15 protein-coding genes are annotated in these 16,404 nt (G+C 70.5%); 8 read left to right on the top strand and 7 right to left on the bottom strand.

From position 1 onward, the window contains the following. Positions 1-7 precede the first annotated feature (7 nt). On the bottom strand, positions 8-607 hold the full coding sequence (locus tag ACZ3KP_RS00155) for a PadR family transcriptional regulator (protein ID WP_358986335.1): 600 nt from the start codon (positions 605-607) through the stop codon (positions 8-10). A gap of 154 nt (positions 608-761) precedes the next feature. On the opposite strand from ACZ3KP_RS00155, the gene argG reads away from it, so the two are divergent. Further along, positions 762-2,210, top strand: a complete 1,449-nt coding sequence (gene argG / locus ACZ3KP_RS00150; protein ID WP_358986397.1) for an argininosuccinate synthase — start codon at positions 762-764, stop codon at positions 2,208-2,210. A 419-nt stretch (positions 2,211-2,629) separates the two neighbouring features. Further along, a complete protein-coding gene (locus ACZ3KP_RS00145) occupies positions 2,630-3,442 on the top strand; it encodes a PhzF family phenazine biosynthesis protein (RefSeq protein ID WP_467495023.1) in 813 nt (270 codons plus the stop codon). Here the strand turns inward: ACZ3KP_RS00145 and ACZ3KP_RS00140 are convergent. Continuing rightward, positions 3,432-4,232, bottom strand: coding sequence for a CPBP family intramembrane glutamic endopeptidase (locus ACZ3KP_RS00140; protein ID WP_467495021.1), 801 nt, complete (start codon positions 4,230-4,232; stop codon positions 3,432-3,434). The genes ACZ3KP_RS00145 and ACZ3KP_RS00140 overlap by 11 nt on opposite strands. 137 nt (positions 4,233-4,369) lie before the next feature. Further along, positions 4,370-5,890 carry a glutamate-cysteine ligase family protein gene (locus ACZ3KP_RS00135; protein ID WP_467495019.1) on the bottom strand — a complete coding sequence of 507 codons (1,521 nt, stop codon included), beginning with the start codon at positions 5,888-5,890 and terminating at the stop codon, positions 4,370-4,372. Positions 5,891-6,445: 555 nt separating this feature from the next. Here ACZ3KP_RS00135 and ACZ3KP_RS00130 point away from each other — a divergent pair. After that, on the top strand, positions 6,446-7,030 hold the full coding sequence (locus tag ACZ3KP_RS00130; RefSeq protein WP_467495017.1) for a hypothetical protein: 585 nt from the start codon (positions 6,446-6,448) through the stop codon (positions 7,028-7,030). 268 nt (positions 7,031-7,298) lie between these two features. Next, positions 7,299-7,505: a DUF5999 family protein gene (locus ACZ3KP_RS00125; protein ID WP_046727224.1), complete on the top strand. Its 207-nt coding sequence runs from the start codon at positions 7,299-7,301 to the stop codon at positions 7,503-7,505. Between the two features lie 107 nt (positions 7,506-7,612). On the opposite strand, the gene ACZ3KP_RS00120 is transcribed toward ACZ3KP_RS00125, so the two are convergent. Genes ACZ3KP_RS00120 through ACZ3KP_RS00105 form a run of 4 tightly spaced genes read right to left on the bottom strand, consistent with a single transcriptional unit; the run spans position 7,613 to position 11,821 of the window. Further along, a complete protein-coding gene (locus tag ACZ3KP_RS00120) occupies positions 7,613-8,665 on the bottom strand; it encodes a glycoside hydrolase family 10 protein (protein WP_467495015.1) in 1,053 nt (350 codons plus the stop codon). A 29-nt stretch (positions 8,666-8,694) separates the two neighbouring features. Then, a complete protein-coding gene (locus ACZ3KP_RS00115; RefSeq protein ID WP_467495013.1) occupies positions 8,695-9,528 on the bottom strand; it encodes a carbohydrate ABC transporter permease in 834 nt (277 codons plus the stop codon). After that, on the bottom strand, positions 9,525-10,520 hold the full coding sequence (locus tag ACZ3KP_RS00110) for a carbohydrate ABC transporter permease (protein ID WP_467495011.1): 996 nt from the start codon (positions 10,518-10,520) through the stop codon (positions 9,525-9,527). Before ACZ3KP_RS00110 ends, ACZ3KP_RS00115 begins: the two co-directional genes overlap by 4 nt. An 8-nt stretch (positions 10,521-10,528) precedes the next feature. Continuing rightward, a complete protein-coding gene (locus ACZ3KP_RS00105; RefSeq protein ID WP_467495009.1) occupies positions 10,529-11,821 on the bottom strand; it encodes an extracellular solute-binding protein in 1,293 nt (430 codons plus the stop codon). A gap of 643 nt (positions 11,822-12,464) precedes the next feature. Here ACZ3KP_RS00105 and ACZ3KP_RS00100 point away from each other — a divergent pair. The 4 genes from ACZ3KP_RS00100 (at position 12,465) to ACZ3KP_RS00085 (ending at position 16,320) form a co-directional block, all read left to right on the top strand. After that, entirely contained in the window at positions 12,465-12,998 is a 534-nt protein-coding gene (locus ACZ3KP_RS00100) for a universal stress protein (RefSeq protein WP_358986358.1), read from the top strand. 270 nt (positions 12,999-13,268) lie between these two features. Continuing rightward, positions 13,269-15,224, top strand: coding sequence for an APC family permease (locus ACZ3KP_RS00095; protein WP_467495007.1), 1,956 nt, complete (start codon positions 13,269-13,271; stop codon positions 15,222-15,224). 129 nt (positions 15,225-15,353) lie between these two features. Beyond that, positions 15,354-15,875, top strand: coding sequence for a hypothetical protein (locus ACZ3KP_RS00090; RefSeq protein WP_467495005.1), 522 nt, complete (start codon positions 15,354-15,356; stop codon positions 15,873-15,875). 49 nt (positions 15,876-15,924) lie between these two features. Beyond that, positions 15,925-16,320, top strand: a complete 396-nt coding sequence (locus ACZ3KP_RS00085) for a TOBE domain-containing protein (protein ID WP_358986367.1) — start codon at positions 15,925-15,927, stop codon at positions 16,318-16,320. The last annotated feature ends 84 nt before the right edge of the window (positions 16,321-16,404 follow it).

Below are 16,404 nucleotides of genomic sequence, written 5' to 3'. Positions count from 1 at the left end.
CTGCCGGTCAGTCCTCGTCGGCGAGGATGAGGTACAGCTTCTTGCGGGTCTCGTTGATGACGGCCAGCGCCTTCTCGCGCTGTTCCTTGGTGCCGGTCTTCCAGACCTGCCCGAAGGCCTCCATCAGGCCGAAGCCGGCCTGGCGGATCTCCCCGAGCGCCTCGAAGTCGACCCCGCGGGACGCCTCTTCCCAGGGGGCTTCCGGGCCCTCGTCGGCGGCGGTTCGGCCGCTGTCGGTGAGGGAGAACAGCTTCTTGCCGCCCTCGCTCTCACTGGCGATCAGACCCTCGTCCTCCAGCAACTGGAGGGTGGGGTAGACCGAGCCGGGGCTGGGCTTCCACGCACCGCCACTTCGCTCGGCGATCTCCTGGATCATCTCGTAGCCGTGCATCGGGCGATCCTTCAGCAGGGCCAGGATCGAGGCCCGTACGTCACCGCGCCGCGCCCTCCCCCTGGGTCCGCCGCGCCCTCGCGGCCCCCAGTGGCCCGGCCCGAAACCGGGCCCACCGGGGCCGAAGCCGGGACCGCCGGGACCGAAGGGCCCGAACGCCGCGCGGCGGTCGTCGCGTCCGTGTCCGTGTCCACGCTCGAATCCGTGGGAACGCATGGGAATCACTCCATTCCATCGTTGATCTGTCGCGTATCGTTCGCGATGCCTCAACGATATATCGCAACCGCTCGCCTGACAACCCCTGCCGACTGACGGCAGCAGCCCCAACAGGGACGTTGCATGACCATGCGGTCTCATGCATACTCTTCCTATGTCCAAGGTCCTCACCTCCCTTCCCGCCGGCGAGCGCGTCGGCATCGCCTTCTCCGGCGGGCTCGACACCTCGGTCGCGGTCGCGTGGATGCGCGACAAGGGCGCCGTCCCGTGCACCTACACCGCCGACATCGGTCAGTACGACGAGCCCGACATCGCGTCGGTGCCCGGCCGTGCGCACACCTACGGTGCCGAGATCGCGCGCCTGGTCGACTGCCGGGCCGCGCTGGTCGAGGAGGGCCTGGCCGCGCTGACCTGCGGTGCGTTCCACATCCGCTCGGGCGGGCGGGCGTACTTCAACACCACCCCGCTGGGCCGGGCGGTCACCGGCACCCTGCTGGTGCGGGCGATGCTGGAGGACGACGTCCAGATCTGGGGCGACGGCTCGACCTTCAAGGGCAACGACATCGAGCGGTTCTACCGGTACGGGCTGCTCGCCAACCCGCACCTGCGGATCTACAAGCCCTGGCTGGACGCGGACTTCGTGACCGAGCTCGGCGGCCGCAAGGAGATGTCCGAGTGGCTGCTCGCGCACGGGCTGCCGTACCGGGACAGCACGGAGAAGGCGTACTCCACGGACGCCAACATCTGGGGCGCCACGCACGAGGCGAAGACCCTGGAGCACCTGGACAACGGCATCGAGACCGTCGACCCCATCATGGGCGTGCGGTTCTGGGACCCCGAGGTCGAGATCCTGCCCGAGGACGTGACCATCGGCTTCGACCAGGGCCGGCCGGTGACGATCAACGGCAAGGAGTTCGGGACCGCCGTCGAGCTGGTCATGGAGGCGAACGCGATCGGCGGCCGGCACGGGCTCGGCATGTCGGACCAGATCGAGAACCGGATCATCGAGGCGAAGAGCCGCGGGATCTACGAGGCGCCGGGCATGGCGCTGCTGCACGCCGCCTACGAGCGGCTGGTCAACGCGATTCACAACGAGGACACCCTCGCGCAGTACCACAACGAGGGCCGGCGGCTCGGACGCCTCATGTACGAGGGCCGGTGGCTGGACCCGCAGGCGCTGATGATCCGGGAGTCGCTCCAGCGGTGGGTCGGCGCGGCGGTCACCGGTGAGGTGACGCTGCGGCTGCGGCGCGGCGAGGACTACTCGATCCTCGACACGACGGGGCCGGCCTTCAGCTACCACCCCGACAAGCTCTCGATGGAGCGCACCGAGGACGCCGCGTTCGGTCCGGTGGACCGGATCGGCCAGCTCACGATGCGCAACCTCGACATCGCCGATTCCCGCGCGAAGCTGGAGCAGTACGCGGGGCTCGGTCTGATCGGCTCCGCCAACCCGGCGATCGGGGCCGCACAGGCCGCGGCGACCGGTCTCATCGGCACCATGCCGGAGGGCGGCGCCGAGGCGATCGCGTCCCGCGGGGAGGCGGCGCCGGACGCCGACGAGCTGCTGGACCGGGCCGCCATGGAGCTGGGCACGGACTGAGCGACACGTTCGAGAAGGGCCGACTCCTCAGGGGGTCGGCCCTTCTTCCAGGTCCGGCGGCGCGGGCGACAGGGGCTGCGGGCGGAGGGTCGGGCGTCGGGTGCGGCACCGCCGTGCGTGCCCGCACAGTTCCCCGCGCCCCCGCGAAGCGCCGTCGTGCCAGGCGACCGAGTGCCCACCGCGGCACCGTCGTGGGTCGCCGCGCGATCCCCGGCGCTGCCCACGAAGCACCGTCGCGGTCTGGGGTGCTGGCGGTGCCCCGGCCGAAGCCTGCCGGAGGAACCACGAAACAATCCCCGCCCCGAAAGCCCCGCACCGACCCGGCCGGGTGAACCGGTTCGGCCTCCTGGGGGGAATCGGGCCAGGAGCCGTGAATTGGCCTTGGGTGGCCGCAGGGCAGCGGGCCTAGCGTCTGGGGCATGCGGATTCGAATCGTCGATGCCTTTGCCGAGCGGGTCTTCGCGGGGAACCCGGCCGGGGTCGTCCTCCTGGACACCTTCCCCGACGACGGCTGGATGCAGAACGTCGCCATGGAGGTGAACCACGCCGAGACCGCCTTCGCGCACCCGTTGCCCGAGGGCGCGGACGCCGACTGGGCGCTGCGATGGTTCACCCCCGTCACGGAGGTCGCGATGTGCGGTCACGCCACGCTCGCCACCGCCCATGTGCTGAGCACGACCGGGGCGCACCCGGGAGCCGTGCGCTTCGCCACCCGAAGCGGCGTGCTGATCGCGACCCCCGGCGCGGACGGCTCGATCACCCTGGACTTCCCCACCGCACCGCTCACCCGCGTCGACACCCCCGACGGGGTCGCCGAGGCGCTCGGCTCCGAACCGGTCGCCGTGTTCGACACCGGCCCGAACGTGGGGGACCTGCTCGTGGAACTCGCCGACGAGAAGACGGTGCTGGGGCTCTCCCCCGACCACCGGGCCCTCGGCGCCTACTCGGAGCGCGGGATCATCGCCACCGCACGGGCCGGGGACCCGGCCGGGGGCTACGACTACGTCTCCCGCTGCTTCTTCCCCAACGTCGGCATCGACGAGGACCCGGTGACCGGGAGCGCGCACACCGCCCTCGCGCCGCACTGGTCGGCCCGGCTCGGCAGCGACGACCTGACCGGGCTGCAGGCCTCCCGCCGTACCGGACTCGTCCGCACCGGCCTGCGCGGTGACCGCGTCCTGCTCACCGGGCGCGCGGTCACCGTCATCGACGGGGAACTGCTCACGCCGTAGGCAGCCAGCCCACCTTGCCGGCGAGCAGCGCGTACCCCACGAACGCGCCGATGTCGAGCAGCGAGTGCGCCACCACCAGGGGGCCGACCCGGCCCCACCGCCGGTACAGGTAGACGAAGACGACGCCCATCACCATGTTGCCGATGAAGCCGCCGATCCCCTGGTACAGGTGGTACGACCCGCGCAGAACGGCGCTGGCCACCAGCGCCGTACCGGCGGTCCACCCCAACTGGTCCAGGCGGCGCAGCAGATAGCCGACGACGATGACCTCTTCGAGGATGGCGTTCTGCATCGCGGACAGGATCAGTACGGGGTACTTCCACCACACGCCGGGCAGCGCCTCGGGCACCACCGTGAGGTTGAACCCGAGTCCGCGTGCGGCCAGGTAGAAGGCGATTCCGGTGCTGCCGATCACCGCCGCGACGCCCGCGCCGCGCCCGAGGTCGGGCCAGGGGCGGGTCCGGTCGAAGCCGAGGGTGCGCAGGCTCGCGCCCTCACGGAGCAGCAGGTGGGCCACCAGGAGGACGGGGACCAGCGCGCTGGCGATGCCGAACAGCTGCCAGGCGAGGTCCAGCCAGGGGCGGCCGGGCGCGGCGGACGCGTTGAGGGTCGCCGCCTGGTCCTTGAGCCCGCCCGGTTTGGTGACCGACCCGATGAAGCTGATCAGCGCCGACACGCCGCTCGCCCCGAGAGACAGCCCCAGCACCAGCAGCGTCTCGTCCCTGAACATGCGCTGCGAGGGCCGTTCCACGGGGTAAGAACCGGCCACTGAACCCGCCTCCACCTGCACACCTGCCTCCAGTCGAGCAAATCCCACGCCGTGGGTCGTCACAGCTTGCCCGATGGAGACCGAGGAGGCACGGGCGGCCCCCTGGAGGGAGGGGGCCCGTCACGGAAAGCGGGCCCGTCACGGTGTCCGCGTACCGCTCACACCGTCAGCGCCGGTTCCAATAACCCCACCGGCCACGTGTGCACGGGCTCCCCCGCGTTCATCAGCTCGGCATAGCGCCGCGTCATCCCGGCCAGCGCCACATCCCTCGGCAGTCCCCGCTCCAGCGCCCGGTGGAAGGTCGCCGCCTGCCAGGAGGCCCCGTTGACCCGCCGTCGGCAACGCTCCTCGATCACACCCAGGTAGAAGTCCCGGTCGGCCGGCTCCACCCCCCACCCGTCGAGCCCCGCCGCCGCCAGCGGCAGCAACTCGTCGCGGACCAGGGTGACCGCGTCCACCTCCGCCGTACCGCCGCCGTACCGCGCCCGGCGCGGCCAGACCAGCCGGGCGTCGATCCCGTCCCGGCACGCCGCGTCGAAGTTGGCCTCGGCGACGGAGAACGGCATCCGCGTCCACACCGGGCGGGACTCCTCGGCGAGCGCGCGGACCAGACCGTAGTAGAACGCCGCGTTGGCGACGACGTCGGTGATGGTGGGGCCGGCGGGCAGGACCCGGTTCTCGACCCGGAGGTGGGGGACGCCGTCGGCGATGCCGTAGACGGGCCGGTTCCAGCGGTACACCGTGCCGTTGTGCAGGACGAGTTCGGCGAGCTTGGGCACCCCGCCCGCGTCGAGCACGGCCAGCGGGTCCTCCTCGTCGCAGATCGGCAGGAGCGCCGGGAAGAAGCGCAGGTTCTCCTCGAACAGTTCGTACGCGGAGCTGATCCAACGTTCACCGAACCAGGTGCGCGGCCGTACGCCCTGTGCCTGGAGTTCGGGCGGGCGGGTGTCGGTGGCCTGGAGGAACAGCGGGGGCCGCGACTCCCGCCACAGTTCGCGGCCGAAGAGGAAGGGGGAGTTGGCGCCCACGGCGATCTGCGGGGCGACGGCCGCCTGCGCCGCGTTCCACACGTCCGCGAAGCGGCCCGGGGTGACCTGGAGGTGCAGCTGCACGGACGTGCACGCGGCCTCCGGGACGATCGACTTGGACGTGCACACGAGATGCTCGACGCCCTCGATGTCGAGCCGGAAGTCCTCCCCGCGGGCGGCCACGATCTGGTCGTTGAGGAGGGTGTAACGGTCGACCTCGGAGAGGTTCGCGGAGACCAGGTCGTCCCGCTCCAGCGTCGGCAGGATGCCGATCATCACGATGCCGGCGTCCACCTCGCGCGCCTTGCGGTCCGCGTACGCGAGGGAGGTGCGGAGTTCCTCCGCGAGCCGGTCGAATACCCGGCCGCCGAGCCGGTGTGGAGCGATGTTGACTTCCAGATTGAACATGGCGAGTTCTGTTTGGAAATCACGGCTCGCGATGCGTTCGAGCACCTGCCCGTTCAGCATTCTCGGCATACCGTCGGCACCGGCGAGATTCAATTCGATCTCGACACCCATGAGGTTCTTGGGGCGGTCGAACTGCTTCTCCACCAGCAGCCGCTCCAGCCCCGACAGACAGTCCTGGAGCTTTTCGCGGTAGCGCTGGCGATCGGACAGGTCGAACCGGCCCGCCACGACCTTCTCCCCCATCGAAGTGTCCCTCCTCGAATGGGCGGACCGAGTTCCGGCCGCCGGTGTCCCGGGTCCAGGTGGGATGATGCCCAGCCCGGGCGATCGATAACGTCGCGCGCAGGACGGACACCCGCTACTCTGTTGGAATGTGTCCTGCGGCACATTCACGCGGCATGGGGCATCACGCAACTGCGGGTTCCCCGTTCTCCTCGTGAAAAACGCCGACGACATTCGGCCGACCGCGAGAGCCTCGGATTCCGAGGCCAGCGGGGTCGCGGCAGGCGGTAAATCGGGAGGATTCCCCACGAATCAATGACCGAATTGCACCTTGTTCTGTTCTGCGCAACCGCCTGGTGAAACACCACCTGAACACGTGTCGTATAAACTCCGCGAACAAGGCAGAAGGCTGGCGCCCACGGTCCTGGTTCCTGCCGTCCGAGCGCGTGCGGCCGGCACCGTCCGCACCTCTTTTCACCGAACCGGGCCGCCGCCTCTCTGACCCCCTGTGAGCTGACAGCGCCGTCCGCCCCCGCCCTCGCGCCACCGCGCCTGTCGAATGAGAGGCGACCCACCATGCCGTTGCTAGTCCCTCCTGCCCCCGCGCCCGCACTGCGTTCCGTTCTCACCGCCCTCGGTTCCCCCACCGCGGTCGACGAGGCCCGCACCCCCTCCCTGCGCACCGCCCAGGGTCCCGTGACCCCCGAACTGCCGCTGCCCGTGCATGTACTGGACCGGATCACCCCGGAGGGCATGTCCGCCACCCGGCTGGCCGGCTGGCGCTTCCTGATCCGCTGCGGCGACCGGGCGGTGGCCGCGGCCGAGACGATGCTCACCCCTGACGGCTGGGCCTTCTCGCACTTCTTCGAGGGGCCCTACATCACCTCCACCGAGCGGGCCCTGCACCAGGCGGAGGCCCTGCCGGGGACGTACCAGCCCCGTCTGCTGTCCCTACCCGGCCTGTACATGCTCACCCTGTGGCTGCACGGCGACTGCACGGCGGACGGCGCCGAAGGCCACCCGGCCGACACCGACCTGCTCGTCCCGCTGGCACCCGCCCCGCCCGGCATCGCGGCCCACCGGCCCCACCTGGTGGCCGAACTGCTGCCGGTGCTCACCGACCGCGTCACCCCGGCACCCCTGCTCATCACACCGGCCTGAGAGACCGCCTCTCTTGCGAGCGGTGAATTGCTCGTACGAGCAATTCACCGCTCGCAAGAGAAGAACTAGCCCCATCCGGCCATGGAAAACCATCCGAAGGGACAAGCCGGTGGAGATGAACCGTCCGGCCGGGTGACGCGTCTGAAACCTGTGAGAAGCGGTGCCGCGAAATCCCTGCGGAACAACGCCCGGAGGGCAACACTGGTTCACGACCGACTCGTCACCACGGGGGACCGACATGACCACGACAAAGCGAGAGACCCCACCCATGTGCCAGCACCAACCGCCGTGTCCGACCGCCGAATCCGCCGACCGGGAGTCCGCCCGCCTCACGGCGCACCACCCGGAGCAGGGCTGGAGCCTGCTGTGCAACGGCGTTCTCCTCTTCGAGGACACCGGTGAGCTCCTGCCCGACGGCCAGATCATCGCCCCGCACCGCCCGCTCGGTGCCGGCAGCGTGATGACCGCGGCCTGAGCGAACACCGCACCACCCCCGGGCGGCCCCGCCGCTCCGCCCGGTGACAATGAAGGGGCCGGACGCACACCTGGTGCGCACCGGCCCCGACGTGCGTCCGGGGTCCGTCACTCCCTGTGGCCGAGTGCTGCGCGCAGCGCGAAGTAGGCGGGCTTGGGGGCGAGTTGCTCGTCCCAGGGCAGGGCCGCACCCTCTCCCGGGAAGACGGCCGGGATCCACGAGTACTTGTCCGTCCAGTCCCAGATCGTGATCCCCACGCACCGCCGTACCGCCAGGCACGCCGTGGTCAGGTCCGCGTACCAGGTCGCCTGCTCGGCCAGCTTCTCGTCGGTCGCGGGCAGTTGCATCCGGATGTCCACCTCGGTGAGCGCGGTGTCCAGGCCGAGGCGGGCGAAACGGCGCAGGTTCTCCTCCAGCGTGCCGGGATAGCCGTACTGGAGGGCGAGGTGGGCCTGGAAGCCGACGCCGTCCAACGGCACGTGCTTGGCCTTCAATTCGCGGGCGAGCGTGTAGTAGGCGTCGCTCTTCGGACCGACGGCCTCGATGTTGTAGTCGTTGAGGTACAGCTTGGCGCCCGGGTCGGCCTGGTGGGCCCAGCGCAGCGCGTCGGCGATGTAGCCGGGGCCGAGGGTCTTGTACCAGATGGTCTCGCGGTAGCTGCCGTCCTCGTTGAACGCCTCGTTCACGACGTCCCAGGAGTAGACCTTGCCCCGATAGTGCCGTACCTCGGTCTGGATGTGCTTCTTCAGCACCGCCCGCAGTGCGGGGGCGGTCCAGGTGCGGGAGGTGAGCCAGTCGGGCAGCTGGCTGTGCCAGACCAGGGTGTGGGCGCGGACCCGCTGGTGGTGCTCGCGGGCGAGGTTCACGATCTGGTCGCCGTCGGTCCAGTCGAAGACGCCCTGCTGGGGCTCCGTGGCGTACCACTTCATGCCGTTGCCTGGCGTGATCATGTCGAACTCGGAGCCGAGCAGCCTGGTGTAGGCGGTGTCGGTGAGTTCGGGGTTGTCGGTGGCGCTGCCGAAGTAACGGCCGTGGCGCTGGGCCAGCTCGGCGAGGGTGGGCTGCCGGTCGTGGGCCTGGGCGGCGGGTCCGGTGGCGATCCCGGCCGCCACGAGCACGGCCGCGAGGGCACCGGCGAGTCTGAGACGTGTGCGTGACATCGTACGACTCCTGTGGGTGGAAGGGGTGTTCAGCCTTTGGTGGCGCCGGCGGTGAGGCCGCCGACCAGCTGGCGTTCGGCGACCGAGTAGAAGGCCAGGGCGGGCACCATGGCGAGGACCAGGTAAGCGAACACACGGGCGTAGTCCGTGGCGTACTGGCCCTGGAACTGCTGCACGCCGATGGGGACGGTCCACCACGTGGAGTCGGTGAAGACCAGCAGGGGCAGGAAGAAGTTGTTCCAGCTGGTGACGACCGCGAGCACGGAGACCGTGCCCAGGGCCGGCCGGGCCATCGGCAGCAGGATCCGCCAGAAGAAGGCGAACGGCCCACAGCCGTCGAGGGTGGCCGCCTCCTCCAGCTCCCCGGGGATCTCCCGGAAGAAGCCGCGCAGGATGATGATGGTCATCGGCAGCCCGAACGCGGCCTGCGGCAGGATCACGCCCAGCGGGTTGTCCAGCAGGTGCATCGAGCGCAGCAGCAGGAAGAGGGGCAGGGCGGCCACCGCGAAGGGGAACATCAGGCCCATCGTGAACACGGTGAACAGCACTTCCCGCCCGCGGAACGCGAACCGCGCGAAGGAGAAGGCGGCCAGCGCCGACACCGCGACCACGAGCACGGTGGTGGCGACCGCGATCAGCGTGCTGTTGCCGACCAGCCGCCAGAACGCGCCGGAGCCGAGGATGCCGGTGTAGTTGGAGGTGACCCAGGACTCGGGCAGCCCGACCGGGTTGCGGGACAGCTCACTCGTCGTCTTGAACCCGGACAGCAGGGCGTACAGCAGGGGTACGACCATCAGGGCGCCGACCACGACGAGGACCAGGTGCAGCGGAAGTGTGCGTACGGTCTTGCGGCTGTCGCTCATGCGCCGTCCCCCCGCATGTTCGTGGTGGCGCCCGCCAGGTCGCGGCGGAGCACGAAACGCTGGTAGGCGAGGCCGAAGACGAGGCTGATGGCGAACATGACCACGCTGATGGCACTGGCGTAGCCGACCTGGTATCGCTTGAACCCGTACTGGAACATCGTCACGGCCATGGTCTCCGAGTGGTGGTCGGGGCCGCCCGCGGTGACCACCCACACCAGGTCGAAGAGCTGGATGGCGCCGATCACCGACAGGAAGACGCTGATCCGCAGGGTGGGCGCGAGCAGCGGCAGGGTGACGTGCCGGAAGCGCTGCCAGGGCGAGGCGCCGTCGACGGTCGCGGCCTCCGTCAGCTCGGCCGGGATGGACTGGAGCCCGGCCAGGTAGAGCATCATGTGGAAGCCGAAGTACTTCCAGGTCATGACCAGGAACAGGGTGGCCATGACGGTGGAGGGGTCGGAGAACCACTCCCCGCCGAGCCCGTCCAGTCCGATCGCGCCCAGCACGTGGTCGGCGAGCCCCTGGTCCGGGGCGAAGATCATGCCGAACAGGACACCGGTGATGGCCTCGGAGAGCACGTAGGGCGCGAAGAACAGCATCCGGTAGACGGCACGGCCGCGGATCCTCTGGTTGAGCAGAACCGCCATGGCGAGCGCGAACGGCAGTTGCAGCGCCAGCGAGAGCAGGACCAGCAGCAGGCAGCGCCAGAGGTCGCCGAGGAAGACGTCGTCCTGGAAGAGCCGGGTGAAGTTGTCGGTGCCCGTGTAGTCGGAGGGCATCCCGAACCCGCCCCAGCGGAAGAACGAGGCGTACAGCGCGAACAGGATCGGCAGCAGGACGAGGACGCCGAACAGCGCCAGGGCGGGTAGTTGGAAGCCCATCGCCGTGAGCCAGTGCAGCAGCCGCCGCCGGGAGCGCGCCCGGGCCGGTGTCACCCGGGACTGCGGCGCGGCGTCCGGTCCGGACCTCATGTCCGGCAGGTAGGTCGAGGTCATCGGGTGGCCTACTGCTCTTCCTTCGCGGCCTTGGTGATCGCCTGGGTGACGTCCTCGGGCGACTTGGACCCGGCGATCAGGCCGGCCACGCTGTCGTTGACCTGCTGGCCCACGGCGGGTGCGTAGGCCTGGTCGAGGTAGAGCTGGAAGCCGGTGGCGGCCTTCAACTGGGCCTGTACGAGCTTGAGGTTGGGGTCGGTCAGCGCGCTCTCGGCAGCGGGTACGACGGGTATCACGCCGGTCTTCTTGACCAGCTCCGTGTCCGTGGCCTCGGAGGCGAAGAACTTCAGGAAGTCGACGGCGGCCTGCGGGGCACCGGCACGCAGCGCGTGTGCGCCGCCGCCGCCGAAGACCTCCGTGATGCTGCCCTTGCCGCCCTCGACGGCCGGGAACGGGAAGAACCCGAGGTTCGCGCCGATGCCCTTGCCCGCGTCGGCCTCCACGACCGGCGCCCACTGGCCCATCAGCTCCATCGCGGCCTTGCCGTTGCCGACGGTGGCGGCCTGGCCGGTCGGGCTGGAGTACGCGGCGCCGAGGAACCCCTTCTGGAACGGCTGGAGTTGGACCAGGTCCTTCAGGTGCTGTCCGGCCTGCACGAGCCCGGCGCCGGTGAAGTCCTTGTCGTCGTTGGCCTTTTTGAGGGCGTCGATCCCCGCGGTCCGCATGGCGAGGTACGCCCAGTAGTACATGCCGGTCCAACTCTCCTTGCCGGCCAGGGCGAGCGGGGTGACACCGGCGGCCTTCAGCTTCTTCACGGCGTCCAGGAAAGCGCTCCAGGTGGTGGGAGGTGCGCTGATCCCGGCCTGCTTGAAGAGCGCCCTGTTGTACCAGAAGCCGATCATGCCGATGTCGAACGGGATGCCGTAGGTCTTGCCGTCCATGAGGTACGGCTCCTTGGCAACCGGGAGCAGCCCGCCGGCCCAGGGCTTGGTGGCGTCGGTGAGGTCCTTCACGAGCCCCGCGGCGACCTGCTGCTGGAGGACCCCGCCGCCCCAGGTGTGGAAGATGTCGGGGAGCTTGCCCGAGGCGGTCAGCGCGGTCATCTTCGACTTGTAGGCGTCGTTCTCCAGCTGGACGATCTTTACCTTGACCTTGGGGTTCTGCGCCTCGAACTTCTTGGCGAGGGCCGCCCACACGCCTTTCGTCGGGCTGGTCGTGGAGATGTTCCACCACTCGATGGTGGTGGTCCCCGACGACCCTCCGTCCGCGCCTGAGCCACAGCCGCTGAGGGCGGTCATACCCAGGCCGGCAGCCGCGGTGGCCGCCAGGAAACCGCGACGGGACAGTGCCGGGTCGCCCATGATGCGCTCCTCGGGGTACGGGACGACCGACGCCGTCCTGGTTCGATGGTTCTCTGGAACTTCGAAACTTTTGGAGGCCGTGCCCGCCCTGCATCTTCGAAACATTCGGCATATTCCTCGAACGTTCCGAACGGCGACTCTAGAAAGGCGGATCAGGAGCGTCAAGGTGTCGCGCAACAGCTGATGGGCATGTGGGCGAACCAGCCGGGGGCGGCCCGGCCCCCGGCGGCGCCCGTGGCGACGGCCCGGCTGGTGGAGGCGCCCGCCACCTCGACGGACGGATGGACCGTCCCGTCCGACCTGCCGGACGAAGCCGTCGGACGTCTCGACCGCGAGAAGCCGGGCGGACGCATCGGCGGCGGGCGCCCGCAGCGGCGCACGGGAGGGCGGCGGGCGAAGTCGTGCCGCGCGGGCGGGAACCATCGCGCGGTCGACGGGACCCGTCGAACCCTTATGCCGAAAGTTTCGGCAAGATTGGCGAACTTTACGAGAGAGGCTGCAGCCCTCCGATGTTCCGCACCGAACGCGCCGAACGCGGCGACCTCCACGGGGATCTGACGGGGAGTGTGACGGATCACGGGCCGGGGTACCCGACCTTCCGCTGGGAGAAGCCCGGGGCAGCTGTGGAGGAACGGTGGAGTCCATGTCCCGTGACCACGCCCATGGGCCCGGTCGGGTCGTGGTCGGAGTGAGCGGTTCGCTGGGCAGCGTCACAGCCCTGTGCCGGGCGGCGGCGGAGGCCCGGCGCCGTGGCGCGGAGCTGTGGCCGGTACTGGCCTGGGAGCCGCCGGGCGGCGAACTGGCGGCGCGGCGGTCCGCGGCCTCGACACTGCTGGTCGACGAGTGGGACCGGCTGGCCCGGCACCGGTTGCGCACAGTGCTGTCGGACGTCTTCGGCGACGCCGGCCCCGGCGCACCGGTGCACGGCCTCGTCGTACGCGGCGCCCCGGGGCCGGCCCTGGTGGAGCTGGCCGGCCGGGACGAGGACGTACTGGTCGTCGGCACCGGGAGGCGCGGCTGGCGCCGGGCCTTCTCGGGCCGGGTGGCCGCCTACTGCCTCCGCCACGCGCGCTGCCCCGTCCTGGCCGTCCCGCCCTCGCCCCTGGAGCGCACGTTGGCGGCCGCACACCGGCGCAACAGCTGGCACCTCCCGCTGAGTTCGAAGCAGGTGTCGTAGTCGTACGGATAACGCTCGGTGTCCGGCCCCGCGCGCCCGGCCGCCGCCCCCCGTACAGCCGAACGTGCCGTTCCGGCCTCCGGGCACCCCTTTCCTGCTGCCCACCCCCGCCCGCCAGGCCATTCTTAACGCAAGCTTGACGCCTCAGGCACCACTGATCCGTGGGCCCACGCGTCACTCTCTGCATACGCTGGTGCCGCCGTCCGCGTGATGGCCGGAAATCGAACCGCCCCCCGCACCACACCGCGCCGGACCCCAGGAGCCCGCCCGATGGCCACGACCGAGCACCCCTCTCCCAGCCGCCTGCGCGCCTGGATGCTGGAGGGGCTGTCCGACATGGGCAAGGGCGGCGGCCACACGGGCCCCCACGCGCAGCCCGAACCCCCGCACCAGGGCCAGCGCTGGTGGCGGGTGATGTGTCTGACCGGTGTCGACTACTTCTCGACCCTCGGCTACCAGCCGGGCATCGCCGCCCTCGCGGCCGGCCTGCTCTCGCCGATCGCGACCATCGTGCTCGTGATCGTCACGCTGGCCGGCGCCCTGCCGGTCTACCGGCGCGTCGCCGAGGAGAGTCCGCACGGCGAGGGTTCCATCGCCATGCTGGAGCGCCTGCTCTCCTTCTGGCAGGGCAAGCTGTTCGTGCTGACCCTGCTCGGCTTCGCCGCCACCGACTTCCTGATCACGATCACGCTCTCGGCCGCCGACGCCTCCACCCACCTGGTGGAGAACCCGCACCTGACCGACTTCCTGCACGGCAAGCAGATGATCATCACGCTGTTCCTGGTGGCTCTGCTGGGCGCGGTGTTCCTCAAGGGCTTCCTGGAGGCGATCGGCGTCGCGGTCGCCCTGGTCGGGGTCTACCTCGCGCTGAACGTCGTGGTGGTGATCGTCGGCTTCTGGCACGTCGTCACCGCCGAGCACGTCGTCACCGACTGGACCAGCGCCCTCACCGCGGAACACGGCAACGTCTTCGTCATGGTCGGCGTCGCCCTGATCGTCTTCCCGAAGCTCGCCCTCGGCCTGTCCGGGTTCGAGACCGGTGTCGCCGTCATGCCACACGTCAAGGGCGACCCGGGCGACACCGAGGAGCAGCCCACCGGCCGGATCCGGGACACCAAGAAGCTGCTCACCACGGCCGCCCTGATCATGAGCGTCTTCCTGATCGCGACCAGCTTCATCACCACGCTGCTGATCCCGGAGAACGAGTTCAAGCCGGGCGGCGCCGCCAACGGCCGTGCCCTCGCCTACCTCGCGCACCAGTACCTGGGCGGCGCCTTCGGCACGGTCTACGACGTCTCCACGATCTGCATCCTGTGGTTCGCCGGCGCCTCCGCCATGGCCGGGCTGCTCAACCTCATGCCCCGCTACCTGCCCCGCTACGGCATGGCCCCGCACTGGGCCCGCGCCGTGCGTCCGATGGTCATCGTCTTCACTCTGATCGCCTTCCTGGTCACCTGGATCTTCGACGCCAGCGTGGACGCGCAGGGCGGCGCCTACGCCACCGGCGTGCTGGTCCTGATCAGCTCCGCGGCCATCGCGGTGACCATCGCCGCCCGCAAGGCCGGACAGCACAAGTGGGCCGTCGCCTTCGCGGTGATCTCGGCGGTGTTCCTGTACACGACGGTCGTGAACGTCATCGAGCGCCCGGACGGCGTGAAGATCGGCGCCTGCTTCATCGTCGGCATCATCCTGGTGTCGCTGCTGTCGCGGCTGGCCCGGGCCTTCGAGCTGCGCGTGACGAGCGTGACCCTCGACGACATGGCGGAGCGGTTCATCAGGGACATGGCCAGCCGCAGGATCCGGTTCATCGCCAACGAGCCGGACGCCCGTGACAAGGCCGAGTACCGCGACAAGATCGACCAGATCCGGGCCGACAACGACATGCCCGAACAGGAGGACTTCGTCTTCGTCGAGGTCACCGTCACCGACCCCTCCGAGTTCGAGGCGAGTCTCACCGTCCGGGGCGAGGTCCTGCACGGCCGCTACCGCGTGCTGACCCTGGAGTCGGCCTCCATCCCCAACGCCCTGGCCGCCCTGCTGCTGCACGTCCGCGACACGACCGGCGTCATCCCGCACATCTACTTCGAGTGGACCGAGGGCGGCCCGTTCGCGAACTTCCTGCGCTTCTTCCTCTTCGGCCAGGGCGAGGTCGCCCCGGTCACCCGGGAGGTGCTGCGCGAGGCCGAGCCGGACCGCGCCCGACGCCCGCGCGTCCACACGGGCTGACCCGCTCCCTGCCGGCACCCCGGCTCCCCCGCCCCAGGTCGTAAGAATCCCGTCAATAACCGGTCAGTCCGCATAAGAACCCCGTCAGCGGTCGCTCCGCCGCGCCCACCGGCCCCTACCGTCGGCCTCATGGAGGACAGAGGACCCGGTGGCCGGGCGACCGGTGACCGCACCTGGCGCGGCAGCGCACGCCTGGCCGTCTGCTGTGCCGCGGGCTTCGGCGGCCTCACGGTCGGGGTGGACTGGGACGCCGGCAGCCTCACCCCGGCCCGCGCGCTGCTCTGGGTGACCCTCTCGGCCACCGTCCTCGGCATGCTGCTGCCGGCCCGCGTCACCGCGGGGCCCGGCTGGCTCGCGGTTCGCGGCCCGCTGCGCCGCCGTACGGTCCGCACCGACTCCCTCGTCTCCGTGGGCCAGTACGGCGACGTCGCCGCGCATCTGGTCCTGCGCGACACCCTGGGCAACCGGCTGGAACTCGACCCGGGTGTCCTGCACGCCAACCCCCTGCTCTGGCACGAGCTCGACACCGGTGTCCGGCGCTCCCTGGAGCGCGGCACCCTGCGCCGGGGCACCGAGGTGCTGGCTCGCCTCGGCCACGAGATCGACGACACGAACGCCCGCGCGGTCCTGGAGGCGTCCGGGCTCGGCTGACCGCCGCCCCTCGTCCGCACCCCCCGCCACCCGGCCCTATGGTGAGCGCATGCCTTCCTACACGATCGGCCAGGCGGCACGGCTGCTCGGCGTCAGCCCGGACACCGCCCGCCGCTGGGCCGACGCGGGCCGGATGGCCACCCATCGCGACGAGGGCGGCCGGCGGCTCATCGACGGCACGGACCTCGCGGCGTTCTCCGTGGAGCTGGCCAAGGCGGGCGCCGGCGAGGAGGACGCCTCCCACACCTCGGTCCGCAACGCGTTCCCCGGCATCGTCACCGCGATCAAGCTCGGTGACGTCGCCGCCCAGGTCGAGATCCAGGCCGGCCCGCACCGGCTGGTCTCCCTGCTCACCCGGGAGGCCGTGGAGGAACTCGGCCTGGAGGTCGGCATGGAGGCCACCGCCCGGGTGAAGTCGACGAACGTGCACATCGACCGCGTCTGACCGGCCCCACGCGCGGTCCGGGCGGCCGCCGGGCACCGCACCCCCGTACGAACGCACATGCCAGGCACAGGACAGAGATGTGCA

The sequence above is a fragment of the Streptomyces sp. NPDC020958 genome (assembly GCF_055562175.1).
The sequence above is the reverse complement of the archived record's forward strand: the minus strand, read 5'-3'. Positions and strand labels throughout refer to the sequence as shown.